The 13,136-nt window shown below is 63.1% G+C and carries 12 protein-coding genes; 5 read left to right on the forward strand and 7 right to left on the reverse strand.

Translation table 11 applies throughout. The annotated features are described in order from the left end of the window. Nucleotides 1-138: 138 nt before the first annotated feature. The 5 genes from AC5Y2L_RS17525 to AC5Y2L_RS17545 all read right to left on the reverse strand — a co-directional run bounded on the left by AC5Y2L_RS17525 (nucleotide 139) and on the right by AC5Y2L_RS17545 (nucleotide 3,556). Nucleotides 139-1,092 carry an ESX secretion-associated protein EspG gene (locus tag AC5Y2L_RS17525; protein WP_499936976.1) on the reverse strand — a complete coding sequence of 318 codons (954 nt, stop codon included), beginning with the start codon at nucleotides 1,090-1,092 and terminating at the stop codon, nucleotides 139-141. Next, nucleotides 1,089-1,382, reverse strand: a complete 294-nt coding sequence (locus AC5Y2L_RS17530) for a WXG100 family type VII secretion target (protein ID WP_499944213.1) — start codon at nucleotides 1,380-1,382, stop codon at nucleotides 1,089-1,091. Before AC5Y2L_RS17530 ends, AC5Y2L_RS17525 begins: the two co-directional genes overlap by 4 nt. A gap of 40 nt (nucleotides 1,383-1,422) precedes the next feature. Then, on the reverse strand, nucleotides 1,423-1,731 hold the full coding sequence (locus AC5Y2L_RS17535; protein ID WP_499936973.1) for a hypothetical protein: 309 nt from the start codon (nucleotides 1,729-1,731) through the stop codon (nucleotides 1,423-1,425). A gap of 74 nt (nucleotides 1,732-1,805) precedes the next feature. Then, nucleotides 1,806-3,251 (reverse strand): PPE domain-containing protein, encoded by a 1,446-nt coding sequence (locus tag AC5Y2L_RS17540; RefSeq protein ID WP_499936972.1) that lies wholly within the window; start codon nucleotides 3,249-3,251, stop codon nucleotides 1,806-1,808. An 8-nt stretch (nucleotides 3,252-3,259) separates the two neighbouring features. After that, on the reverse strand, nucleotides 3,260-3,556 hold the full coding sequence (locus AC5Y2L_RS17545; RefSeq protein ID WP_499936970.1) for a PE domain-containing protein: 297 nt from the start codon (nucleotides 3,554-3,556) through the stop codon (nucleotides 3,260-3,262). A gap of 385 nt (nucleotides 3,557-3,941) precedes the next feature. Between AC5Y2L_RS17545 and AC5Y2L_RS17550 the strand changes: the two genes are divergently transcribed. The 5 genes from AC5Y2L_RS17550 to AC5Y2L_RS17570 all read left to right on the forward strand — a co-directional run bounded on the left by AC5Y2L_RS17550 (nucleotide 3,942) and on the right by AC5Y2L_RS17570 (nucleotide 8,781). Beyond that, entirely contained in the window at nucleotides 3,942-4,322 is a 381-nt protein-coding gene (locus AC5Y2L_RS17550; protein ID WP_499937154.1) for an XRE family transcriptional regulator, read from the forward strand. Between the two features lie 41 nt (nucleotides 4,323-4,363). Beyond that, on the forward strand, nucleotides 4,364-4,819 hold the full coding sequence (locus AC5Y2L_RS17555; protein ID WP_499936968.1) for a hypothetical protein: 456 nt from the start codon (nucleotides 4,364-4,366) through the stop codon (nucleotides 4,817-4,819). A 4-nt stretch (nucleotides 4,820-4,823) separates the two neighbouring features. Continuing rightward, nucleotides 4,824-6,047, forward strand: a complete 1,224-nt coding sequence (locus AC5Y2L_RS17560) for a DUF6545 domain-containing protein (RefSeq protein ID WP_499936967.1) — start codon at nucleotides 4,824-4,826, stop codon at nucleotides 6,045-6,047. Beyond that, the gene (locus tag AC5Y2L_RS17565) at nucleotides 6,044-7,456 is read left to right on the forward strand and encodes a cytochrome P450 (RefSeq protein ID WP_499936966.1); all 1,413 of its coding nucleotides are present in this window, start codon (nucleotides 6,044-6,046) and stop codon (nucleotides 7,454-7,456) included. Before AC5Y2L_RS17560 ends, AC5Y2L_RS17565 begins: the two co-directional genes overlap by 4 nt. A gap of 245 nt (nucleotides 7,457-7,701) precedes the next feature. Further along, complete coding sequence (locus tag AC5Y2L_RS17570; protein WP_499936964.1) at nucleotides 7,702-8,781, forward strand: methyltransferase; 1,080 nt, start codon at nucleotides 7,702-7,704, stop codon at nucleotides 8,779-8,781. A 157-nt stretch (nucleotides 8,782-8,938) separates the two neighbouring features. Here the strand turns inward: AC5Y2L_RS17570 and eccCb are convergent, their stop codons facing one another. Beyond that, the gene (eccCb, locus tag AC5Y2L_RS17575) at nucleotides 8,939-12,028 is read right to left on the reverse strand and encodes a type VII secretion protein EccCb (protein WP_499936963.1); all 3,090 of its coding nucleotides are present in this window, start codon (nucleotides 12,026-12,028) and stop codon (nucleotides 8,939-8,941) included. Continuing rightward, a complete protein-coding gene (locus tag AC5Y2L_RS17580; protein WP_499936962.1) occupies nucleotides 12,018-13,136 on the reverse strand; it encodes a hypothetical protein in 1,119 nt (372 codons plus the stop codon). The genes eccCb and AC5Y2L_RS17580 overlap by 11 nt, the downstream gene beginning before the upstream one ends.

Below are 13,136 nucleotides of genomic sequence, written 5' to 3' on the forward strand. Positions count from 1 at the left end.
GGTCATCGAAAAAGTCGCGCTCTCGATGCGAACTCATTGCGGCACACCTGTATTTGAATTGCCGTCAACACCATATTGTTTCATCACACGCGCGAGCGTAACAACGTCCATTTTTGTCCGTCTACCGGCGAGTCCACATTAGTTTGCGGAGAAATCTGCGACGCGCTGATGTGTGTGCCAACCACTGCCGCAGGGCAGGCTTTCCAGCACTTCCTCCACGGCGGCCACCACAGCACTGTCGGCGCCCTGCAGAATTGTCGTCCACTGCCGCCCGTCAGGTCCTTCGGTGTTGCTCAACACAACCCGGCCCAGCAGCGTGTCCACCACGGTGACAGCCAGCGGCGCCCAACAGGGTCCGTCGACGCTGAACTGTACGGCCCTCACCACGGCGCGCGTGGCGCTGGCATCGCCGATGGCCTGCACCACCTTAGCCTGCGGAACCGACAATCCCGCCGAACTCAGCGCCGCGACGATGTCGGTGTTGGTGTTGGCCTGCCAGGCCAACACCAACGGCTCTAGCACGGCGGCTTCCACGTTGATGCCGTGAAAACGTGCGGGCGGGCTGGCGCCGAGCACCTGGCATACCGCGTCGGTGATCGACGTGGCCCCCAACGGGCCAATGACGACCTCGTCAATGGCGTCCCGTCCTGCCCGCCAGATCCGCGCCGCGCTTACCCACATCCCGGCGCGCCGGCACAGCGCGACCGCCCGCTGCGGCGGGCGCTGCGCATGCCAGCCGGCCAGCGCTTCGGCGGCCTCGATGGCGTCGGCAGGTGCCTCAAAGGGCCGCGGGGGCCCGCACAAGGCGGTAGCGGCTGTTTCGGGCCGATGTATCAGCACGTCGACTTCCGTGTCGGGGCGGCCCAGCACTGCTAGCCAGCGCGCCACATCCGGATCCGCGGCCCCGTCGCTGCACACACCGGCCGCCTCAAGAACCGCTACTCCCGGGTGATCGGTCACGGTGTCTGTCGCCGCACCGATCGGGCGGACCTTGAGCACGGGGGGCAGCTGGTCCACGCCGGCAAGCGCGGCCGCCAACCACAGCCCCTCTGAGGTGGTTGACAGCCGCGCCGATGCTGCCAGGGTGGTCACAGACCCCGGAATTTTGCCGCTACCCCACCGTCGGTGATACCAGCGTTGACCGAGGCATGCCCGACCGCCGCGCCGTGGCGCTCAATGGTGGCGAACACTGCCTGAAATGCTTGGTCGATCTCGTGGTAGCACTGCTGGGCGGCATTGGAACCGTGAGCGGTCCAGATGCCTGACACATGCTGAACCACGTTGAGTGCCTGGGTGCGCAGGTCATTCATGTGGCCCACCAAATTGGCCTGAGCGGCCACGTGATCAGACATCATGGCATGGTCATAACGCATATTGTCCATAAGAAAATCTCCTTGTACGTCGCAGTTACGGTGGCGCTGGCTACACCGACTGAATGTTGCCCAGCGCCGCGCGGTTCTGGTTGTTCATTTCCTGATACTGATGCGCGGAAGCCTCCATGGTTTCAATGACGCTTTCGAAACGCTGCGAGACCTGCCGGCCGGTGTTGTGGATGTCCTCAGTGGTGGCCATCGACGCCATCGCCGCATCACCGATGAACCCTGTGCCAGTGAGGTTTTGGTTCATCATGGAGTAGCGTCCCAACGCGCTAAGAACGTCGCCGGCGATGGTTCTCATCTGGCTGGCCGCCGACAAGAGCTGCGTCCAATCAGCATTCAACGCCTGAGTCATTGCTTGAATCTCCTTATCAATAGTTGATTTTCACGTGTTCTAGGTTCGGGTCCGCTCCGATCTCCCGTCGGGGCCTACCCTCCCTGCCCGCCGGTGTAGACCACACCTTCTGCGGTAAGAACGGGCACCCGGTGGGTAGTCGGTGCCACCGTGATCGATTTGTCGGCTTCACCGACGTCGGCATACTCGCTGCCGCGCCGGGCGCCCGATGCGGCACCCAGCGGCCCGTACATGCCCGGCCCCATCACCGCTGGCCCGCCGGCACCCCCGCTACGCAACCCCGCCATCGGCGCTTCACTCGCCGCATGGTCGCCTTGCTGCGCCCACCAGCCCGCCGGTAACTGCACCGGCCCCCCCATCACGGCGCCCGCCGAGGGTTTAGTCAACGACGCCGACACCGCCGAACCACCGCCGGCGAACCCGCCGTTTGCCCCAGAAAGCCCCGACCAGGGGGAGCCGGCGGCACTGAGTCCAGGGGCGGCCCCCAACCCAGGCGTCCCCCCGCTCATCCCGCCAGCCAGCGAGGTCAGCGGCCCCATCAGCCCACCCAGCTGACCGCCCAACGCTGACGGAATCTGCTCCAGCTGCGACACCGAGGAGCTCAGCGCGCTCGAAACCATCTGGGGGCCCTGACTGAGCATCCCCATCATCGGCTGCGCGGACTCCATCAGCGAGCCCTGGACTGGCGCAGGCCCCGCCTGGCCCGCGCCCATGGGTTGACGTACGCCGCCCAACGAATGCTGCGCAGGCACTGCAGGCTGCGGCGATACACCTGGTGCCGGCTCGGACGCCGGCGGGGCAGGACCGCTGGTCGGCGCCGGCGCCGCCGACACACCCGACCCGGCGCCCAATGCGGCCGGGACCGCCGCAACACCGGCACTGGCCCCGCTCACCCCGGCGTTGAACCCGGCATTCACCACTTGAAAACCCAGCCCCACGGCCTGACCAGCCAAGCCTGCCACCGTCGTGAGAGCGGGAAGGGCCCCCACCGGATCACTCACCTGCGGCAACACAGGCAGCGGGGTAGCCATGGGCCCCATCAGTCCGGTGGCCACCCCTAGGTAGGTCATCATCGCCAACGCGTTTTGCGACCAATATTCGGCGTACTCGGCGTTCGCCTCGGCAATCGCCGGAGTGTTTTGGCCCAGAATGTTGGTGGCCTCCAGCGCTGCCTCACGCACCCGGTTGGCCACCACCACCTCGTGCGAAATCGTGGCCGACACCGCAGCCACATAGGCATCCACACCGGCCTGGATCGTCGCTGCCGCCGTAGTCGCGTGCGCGGCCGCCGCGGCCATCCACGCCGCCGCCGGTAGCGCCGAAGCCAGCATCGACGTACCCCCGCTGCCCTGGAAAACGCCGCTGGTCGCCACGGCCGTCACCGCCTGCTGGGTGCCTTGCTGCAAATGGGTCGTCGCCGCCGTGGTGAACCCCGCGATCTGCGCGACATGCGCGGTCGGGCCCGCCCCCATCCGGGTCAGCCGAAACGCATTGATCTCTGGCGGTATCCCCCAATACATCAATGGCCCTACAGGGTCAGCGAAGCCTGACTGAACGCATTCATCGCGATGTAGCCTGCCGCTGACGTCGCGGCGGTGGCGGCAAAGAGCTCCCGCTGAGCCACCCCAACGCCGGTAGCCGCCAGGAACTGTGCAGCATGCGCGGCGGCGGCTTGCGCCAGCATGAACGACACTTCCTCACCACCCATGGGCAACGGCGTGGCGAGCGCCGGAGTTACACCCGCAAGAGTGGCCGCGGTGACCGCAGCCCCCGCCGCCTCGCCAGCGCCCTGTGCCGCAACAACCGCCGTGTCAACCAACAACATCAGTAGACCCTCCCAGCGTTTTCAACACTCGCCGACTCGCCTGGCAGCCTAGATCCGCCCAGAAACGCTGGGCAACACGGCAACCCAAGATTCCCCCAAAGTCACCATGCCCTGCGGACACGGCGTGAGCTGGGACAGCGCCGACCATGCGGATATTTATAGCCGTATCGGCCGGATTCCGCAACGTGTACTGATATAAACGACTGGTGCGTTTCGTGACTGAAACGTCCTGGGTGAACTGCGAAAAGGGGCCGCCACCCCGTAGTAACATCAGTACACGTCCGCTGGCTAGATACGAAACGAGAGTGCATTGACGGCGAGTGGTTCAACCGAGGATGCGGAGAAATCCGAGCTGTCCCAGAAGCTGAACAAGCTGTTCGAGATCATGCGCAATCCCAACGCGCCGGCACTATCCAACGCCGCCGCGGCGGAGGCAATCACCCAGAAAACCGGCGTATCGATCAGCCCGGCCTATCTGTGGCAGCTGCGCAGCGGCATCAAGACCAATCCCACTGTGCAGCACCTACGCGCAATCGCGACGTTCTTCGGAGTCCCCGCTTCCTACCTCATCGATTCGGGTATCGACCCCGAGATCGACGCGCAGCTCAACCTATTGCAAGCACTACGCGACAGCGGGGTCCGCGACTTGGCTATGCGCGCCTCGGGCCTAACCCCGCAAGCCCTCACCAGCTTGGCAGCCATGGTCGATCACGCGCGGCAGCTCGAACAGCTGCCTCCGGTCGCCCCAGAAAGCGAGCAGCAATAATGTCGATGTCCAACCAAGACATGATCGCAATGGCACGCGAGTTGCCGATCCCGGTGCCTTGGAATCGCGAAACCTTCGTCGCAAACCTGGCCGAAACGCGGGGTCGCGCAATCAAACTCATCCCGACCGACACAGCGGCCCTAGCCGAAAGCCCCTGCGGTCTATGGTTAGCTCGCGACGACGAGGACCTGATTTTGCATGAAATCGGCACCTCCGACTACCACATTGACCAGATCGTGTGTCACGAGATCGGGCACATGCTGCTACATCACGGCCGGACCCAGTCCGCCAGCACCGATAAGGCACGCCAAGATGAACTGTGCCGACAACTACTGCCGAACATTGATCCTGAAACCGTGCACGCCGTGCTGGGACGCAGCGACTACGCCAACGACCAGGAGCGTGAGGCCGAGTTGTTCGCCAGCATTCTGATGATCGCAGCATCAGAAGCCGCCGATCAGAAGTCCATGATGCGCACCGCCTTCTTCCGCCGTTGATCCGGTGAGCGCTTCCACTGTCCCGGGCTTCATCGCCTGGCCCTTAATCGCATTCATGACGCTGGTGCTGCTCGGGCGCTACCGATGGTGCAACAACAACCTCTATGAGAAGTACTTCAACAACACGCTGGCATTCCTGCTGGCTGCGCAGGTCCTGCGTGAGCACCTCGTGCAGCAGATGCTGGTCAGAACATCCTTCATGACTACACCCGGCGCGTGGCAACTGGGAACCGCGGTGTTGGGTTACAGCTTCACCGAGTTCATTGGGTTCAGCCTGTTGTGGTCGGGCTTCTCCGAAGCCGAAACCCGCCGCACGCACCGGTACTACCGCCTAGCAGCCGTGCTGCTCATGGCCGGATTCCTCATCTGCGGTAGCCGCGCTCGAATCACCCACACACCCCTTGAGTTGCTGACCGGCTGGGACTCGGTGACAACCTTGAGCTGCTTGACCACCATGCTGATGGTCCTGGCGACGCGCATGATATGGAATTCCCTGCGGGAGCTGCGGAGCGCCAGCAGCCGGCGGGAACGATTAATCGCGTTCAGCACGCTGCTGATGGGCTTCGTGGGCGTCTGGGCGGTGCTTCAAGAGGCCGCCCTGCAGATCTTCGACCAGCTTGGCTGGACACACACCGCTGACTACCGGCAGCAGTCTCATGCCGCCGGCCTGTTCTTCGGAATATTGGCCCCGTTCGTGATCGCTGCTGTCCCATTGGCGATGAAGCTGCTGAGCTCACTTGGACTGGATCCTGTCACCCGCAGCTGGCGCAAACTGCAGCCGCTGCGACAGGCCATGAGAACCGTTGTGCCAGAATGCGTCTTCGACCTTGACGTCGACGAACCCGGACGCCGAAAGTCAGAGCTACAACTCCACCACACCGTCGTCGAGATCCGCGACGCCATCTTGCGACTGCGGCCCTACTACCGCGAAATACCCAACCTTGATTTGATCCGCTCTCTCGACGAGCTCAACGCGGTACCGGCGCGCGAGCACGAGGCAGCTCTGGCAGCCCTTCGCCTGGCTCACGCCGCCAGAGCCAAAGCGGCCGGCGTGACGCTAGAACCCCTCGACGTCGACTCGGGGCGGATAGTTGCCTCGCGAGCGGCAACCCTTGAACAGGAAGCAGCCGAATTAGTAGCACTGGCGAAGTGGTGGCCTGCGGCCCACAGTGTCACTGAGGACAGCCCGGCATCTGCGGCCCGCAGGGAAGCGACCCCGACAGCATGAGCCCGGCAACTGCTACGCCGATCCCGCACCCCCCCTTTCGGCTCCCTATCTTCGGGGATCTCCTCACGATCGACTTCGCGAGCCCCGTACTGGGAACGACCGAGAAGTTGAACAGATCCGAAGGCGGAATCTTTGAGCAACGCATCTTCGCTATCTCGGCTGTCACGCTGGCCGACGCCGCTCTGATCGAGGAGGTGAATGACGAAACCCTATGGCAAAAACATGTCGGACCACTCGTGGACAAGTTGCGCCTCACGCTCGGCGACGGCCTGTTTACCGCCTACAACGACGAATCCAACTGGCACAAGGCCCACAACATCTTGATGCCAGCGTTCACCAAAGCAGCCATGAAGAATTATCACGACACCATGACTGGCACCGTGCGAGAACTACTCGAGGCATGGAATATTCAGAGCGCCAAAGAATCTTGGATCGACATTCCCGACCAAGCCCACCTGCTCACCGTCGAAATAATCGCGCGTGCCGGACTGGGCCACTGTTTTGGCAACCTCAGCAACCCCAGCGAAAATGCGCGCTTCAGTGCGGCCATCACACGTGAACTCGGCTACGCCCGACGCGCTATGCGCGTCGATCCCATACCGTTCTACGACAAACTCTTCGGAAAAAAGCGCTTGCGACAGCACTTGGCAGACAAGCAATTCATCCGCGGCCTGGTCGACGATATTGTCGCGGGCCGCCGCAGCAATCCCGCCACAGGGCAGCCCCAGGACATGCTCGACATCATGCTCCACAACGCCGACCCCGACACTGGCGAACAACTCGACCCCGAGAACGTCGTTAACCAGATCCTCACGCTGATGGCCGCCGGCAGCGAAACCTCGGCGAACACCATTTCATTCGCGCTGCACTACCTGTCCACCACCCCGGATGTGGCTGCTAAAGCCCAAGCTGAGGTCGACCAACGGTGGCCCGATTCCGACTTTCCCACCATCGAATACGACGACATCGCCAAGCTGAGATACCTGCGACGAGTCGTCGACGAAACCCTGCGCCTGTGGCCCGTAGCCCCCGGCTACTACCGTCAGGCCCGACACGACACCACCCTCGGCAACGGCAAATACAGCTTCCGGCAAGGAGATTGGGTGGCGGTTGTCCTCCTGGCCGCCCACCGCTCCCCCGCATGGGGTTCAGACGCCGGTAGCTTCAACCCCGACCGGTTCCTGCCTGAGAACATACGCGCACTGCCCCCACACACCTACAAACCCTTCGGCACCGGCCCCCGAGCCTGCATAGGTCGCCAATTCGCCCTGCACGAAATCGTGTTGACACTGGCCGCGATCCTGCACCAATACGACCTAGAGCCCAAACCCGGATATCGCCTCAAGATCGCTGAAACCCTGACCCTCAAACCCGCCGACTTCCAGTTACGCTTACACCCGCGGCGCTGACCCGAGGCGGTCAAGCTGAAATTGCTCGAAACGAGGGTAGATAGAGCCTTGTGGATTGCGCTGATCAAGGGTTGGACGACAACCAGCGGGCAGCTTCGTCTGCCGCTGTGCGGCGGCGGTCTTGTTGATATCCACTTCGCCTCGGCGGACCAGCGTGGAGCTCTGAGCTGCGGTGGCGTGGCTGACCTGCTTGATCGTCGTGGGGATCGGCGGTAGGCCTCCCGATGCGCTTGCCGTTCCCGCCAGTGCCTTTGTCGGTCGCGCGCACCATCTTCGGTGCTCGCCGCCGCCTGCTGGATGTCGCCGATGCCGCGGTGCCAGGACAGGTCGCGCTGTTCTTAGACGTCGTGTCCGGGCTGCAGAAGACCAAGATCGCGGGCGTGCTCGTCTCATCGGGGCTAGCCGACGCCTTCGGCGCCGATTCACATAACCCGCTCGAACTGGCCCGCCAGCTGGGGTTGGACCCCGACGTGACGACCAGGATCGTCAACGCCGCGACCGCAGCGCGGCTGGTGCAGTTCGACCGTAAGGGCCGGGCCCGCCTGACCAGGGTTGGTGCGCCGCTGTGCCGGGCCCACCCCAAATCGATCGCTTCCTGGGTTACCTACTATGCGGATCCCGACACCGCAGCCGCCTATGGGCACCTTGATGCGCAGCTGCGCAAGGGTCCTGAGCCGTCCGGCTACCAAAGGGCATTCGGCAAGTCGATGTGGGATTACTTCGGCGATCGACCAGATATGGGAGCCGCATTCGCCGACGCGATGCGCCAGCTCACCGATTTCGACATCGCGGGCGTCGTGCGGGCGTACCCCTGGCCAAGGCGCGGGGTCATCTGCGATATCGCCGGCGGGGTCGGGCACCTGCTCGCCGCCATCCTCGAACATCGGCCCAATGCGCGCGGCATCCTGCTCGATTCCGGCGAGGTCATCGACCAGGCTGGTGAATTTTTGCGCGAGCGGGGGCTGGCCGACCGGATCGAGCGCCGCACAGGCGACCTGTTTGGTCAACTGGACGCTCGCGCTGACGTCTACACGATGAAGTGGATCCTGCACGATTGGAGCGACGATGCGTGTCGCGACATCCTCAAGCGGGTCCGCTCCACGATGCCATCCGGGTCGAAGCTGGTCACCATCGACCTGCACCACGAACCAGGCCTGCCGAATGCGTTAACAGCGATGCTTGATGTGCTCATGCTCATCCAATGCGAGGGCGGGCGGGAACGCTCACCACAACAGGTGCACGCTCTGATGCGCGACGCCGGACTCATGCCCGGACGACTCCGTCACTTCGGGCCGACCATGCTTGTCGAGGCGGTCGCCCCGTAGGTCCTCGGCATGCGCGGAAAAATGTAAGAGAGCAACCGGCCACCATAGGGCTCCCGATCCCAAACTATTCGCTATCGCGCAACCACCTCCTCTTCCTGGCAGCTCGGCGGGCGGGGAAAGGAAGGAAGTCAAAATTTGACAGTGCATAGAGCGATGCCTACGCACTGGGAACCGCGATCTGCGCCGGAGCCACCAGCGTGTCGGTGACATAAATGCCACGGCCCGGGTTGAACTGTTCGGCCTTGGTATCGCCGATGATCGGGCCCTCGCCGCGGTCACCATCCATCACAATGCCGGCGGTGCCGCCCCGCAGCAGCTGACCTACCAGCGGAGAGTTGATCGCGCGCTGCCATTGCGTAAGCCGACGCGCGACAACCAAATGCAAGCCGACCTCTTTGCCGCGAGCCACGAACGGCACCAGCGGCGCCAGCGGGTAGCCCGTGCCTGGCTGATACCCGCCCCGGTCGTAGCGCTGAATCTCCTCTTCACGGTCAACGAAAACGAAGATTTCAGGTCCCGTCCACCGGCGGCGCCCGCCGGCCAACTCGGCGGCCAACTCCGCCTGACTGAGATCACCGGACGGCTTACGCAATTCCAATTCGCTGCCTAACCTGTCGGCCAACGCCCGAATACGGTCCTCGTGAAAGACGTACTCCCCGAGGTGATCCCCCTCGACCACCTGTAACAGGTCGTTAAACGGGTCCACAACATAGATTTGAGCCTGCTCGGGTGTGTAGACCCGCATCACCGAGTGCGCCAACGTCGCCAACGCAGTCGACATGCCGCACTCCGGGCGCCCGGCCAACAGCAGATGCGGGCTAGCGGCGAAATCGGCCACCGCCGGCACCAGCTGCACCTCAGAGATACCGAACGGGACCTGCCCGCGCGGACCTGCACCACGCGCCTCCCACTTTGCGAACACCTCATCCAAGCTGATCAGCCGCGGCAACATCCGCACCTGCGTTGCCGCCGAGCCGCGTCCGGCCGCCGCGACGATCAGCCCCACCCCCGCAGCCACGTCGACGACGTGTCCGTCCATGCTCATCTGCGGAAGCCCAGTCTGGAAGTGAAAGCCCTCCATCGACGTGCCGCGGCCACGCACCTTGACCGTCTCCTGGCGCTCCTCATCGCCGGATTCGTCCTCATCGTCCTCATCGAGATACACACTGGTGTCACCCCAGGGAACCTTCTTGGCAACGCTTGCAGCGTTTTTCGTCATGTCATCGACCGAACTGAGCTTCAACTCCACATTGCTAGTCAGCAGGTTTTGCATCCCTGAAACGAACTTGCCCGCGATCCACCCATTGGCAGAGATGATCGCGTGCACCCCATAGCGCGGGCCCTTCTCCAAGATCCGCACCACATCAGCGACCAGCTTCTCAAAGCGCTCCTGAAACGGCGCCCACCCGTCAATGACCAAAAAGACGTCGCCGAACGTGTCGCCCGCCGGTAACGCACCGGCTTCCCCAGCGAATTTGCGGGACCGAAATGACTGTAGCGTCAACCCCAACTCACCAAACGTCTGCTCGCGTTCCTCAATCAATAGCAGCGTCTCGGCGACGATCCGTTTGACACGCTCAGGGTCGGTTTCGCGGGCGAACCCGCCCACGTGGGGCAACCTTTCCACCACATTAAGATCCGGGCCGCTAAACGCCAGCACGTAAAACTGAACCCGCGCCGGGCGATACATCAGCGCAGCCCCCGCAATCATCGTGGCGATCGCCACCGTCTTACCGGCATTGCCTTGCCCCACGACCGCGCAGTTGGTGTCGGCCAAATTCGGCGCATACACCACCTGACGGTGGAAAAACGGCCTGTCCTCCAATCCCACCGGGAACCGCAGCACCGACACATCCTCATTAGCGCCGTAATCGCTATCCCACGGCTTACCCCGTAACCGCCGCACCAACTCGTCGACAGGCAGCGGCGTCAACGGCGGCAGCCACATCGGTCGCACAGACCCAAACCGGTGACGCGCCAACGACATTCGCGCAGCATCAACCTGCTTGACGGCGCGGCCATCGGCCCCGATGACCAGCCGCGAGGCCTCAGGGGCCGCCTCCTGTGCCGCCGTCACCGCCACGTCGGGCACCCGATCCATCCCGGTCACCGAAAACACTTGGGGCGCCGAATAGTCCGCACCGGCACGCACCCTTGAAGCAACCGCCGGCTGCGGGCGAACATAGCTCTTAGACACATAAGCTGTCTGAAACCGCGTCAACCGCTCCCGCCCCGGCGCCTTCAGCAATCCAGCCCCAGCAGGTTTGACCGGCAGATGGTTACCCTCATTACTGCCGATCAACATCCGCGAGTCCATATCCCCCACCGTGCGCAGCACCACACGGATCGGGATATTGCCCAAAGTGCCTTCCGACATCTCATGGCCTAGCCGTTGCGAGCCCATCACCAGCCGCACCCCCAGCGAGCGCCCCTGCCGACCGACTTCATCCACCACGGCCTTCGACTCAGGATGCTGCACAAACATCTGCGTGAACTCATCGACAATGAGCAGCAAATGCGGGATAGGCCGAAGCTTCTTGCCCTTATGTATGCGCAGATACTCATACTCGGCGACGTCGCCCACCGCCGCACGGTCCAGCATCTGTTTGCGCCGCTCGAGCTCGCCGTAAATGACATCACCCATGCGCTCCAGCCACAACAAGTCATTGCGCAGGTTGTTCATCGCCGCGACCACATGCGGGAAACCGGCGATCGCGTGAGCGGTGCTGGTGCCCTTGAAGTCAAAGAACGCGATGTTCAGCGCCTCAGGAGAATGCGTCAGACAGGCCGAAGTGACAAGGGTTTTCAAAAACTCCGACTTACCACTTCCCGTCGTCCCGACAATCACCATGTGATGACCCATGCCCTCAAACTCATGGGTCTCCTTGAAGTCCAACTCGACGGGCTTGCCGGTCTGCATGTCACGTCCCACCGGGAAACGCAAAAACCGTTCACCCCAGTGATACATCCCATCCTCGTCCTGAAACGGAGGTCCCGAACGTGTCGACGCCCACGCGCGATCCACATCGATGTCGCCCGCATCAGGGTGGCCCAGCTGCTCAAACAAATCCACCAGCTTGCTGGCCTGCTCGCTGAGCACCGCCGGCGTCGATTCGGCGTGATACCGGGCCATTTTGCGCGCAAACGCTTCGGCCGTCGCCTCATCCATCATGTCGGGCACCGCGAACAGGCCCGCGTCATCACGCACCTCATCCCGGGCCACATACAACGTGTACTCAGTTGGCATCGGCCTCAAGCCCTCCCGCAATAATGCGTACAAAAGTCACGCCCGTCACCCCACCAGACCCCTTGCGCGTCAACGCATCCCACTCGCTATCGACCCGTCGCTGGTCGTTGAAAACCAGCCAATGCGGCAATTCCGTGCCCCCGCTGGTCCCAAAATTCCTCCGCTCCTGATGCAGTGCCGCTCCCCCCACAGCGGCCTCCATGTCCTGCGGCGAGGTCCACACCATCCTGGCTGCACCACCACTGTCGACCAGCTCCTCATGCTGACAATGCGGTAACCACTTCACCCACTCCCACCGACTGGTGTCATCGGTGACAACCATGATCTTCAAATCACTCGGCGAATGAAAACACGCGGCCTGACAAATCATCGCCCGCACCAGCCCGTACAGCGCCTCCGGCCCGTCTTGAGCCACCAACCGCAGCGAGGGAATCGCCTTCAACGACAACGGTTTAGCGACACCACTTACCCTGGACTGCGCCAGAACGAACTTGCTCAACGCCTGATAGGTCACCGGCTCGTAATCAGACGCCCGTCCCAGCGGCGAGGTGGCCAACTTCTTCGCCAAATCCGTTGCCCCGGTCCCCACCCGCACATACCCGAAATGCAATCCCAATTCCCGGTCCGCCGGACTGCGTTCCCACATCCGTGATGAGGCCACCAGACCGCGCAGCAGCGCCGGCTCCGGGTGAAAAAACCTGAAATTCTCAAACTGGCGTTGCGCATCCTGCTGAATCAGTTCGCGCACCTCATCGAGTTCAGCCAAATACTCTCGCCGCTCCTCAGCCAGCGCCGCCGGCGACAACGCCCTGTTATCACCCGCCCCCGCGAAGCGGCCCTGCATGAAAATGCCCGCGAACGAACCGATCATCATCACCGGCACAAACAGCGAGAAAAACCCCATTGGCCCTGACCGCAGCCCCGGCTGCGTCACAATCATGGCGATCATCCCTAAAAACCCCGCGCCCATCACCGCCGGCAAAATGATCTGCGTCTTGGTCAGCGGCAATCGCTGAGGAGCGGTTGGGCAATCGCGGATCGCCTCCTTGCCCCCCTCAACCTTCGGCGGCGTGGCCCGCGTAGCAGGCTCAAAACGCTTGGTAGACAC

This window comes from Mycobacterium sp. NGS66 (assembly GCF_059812225.1).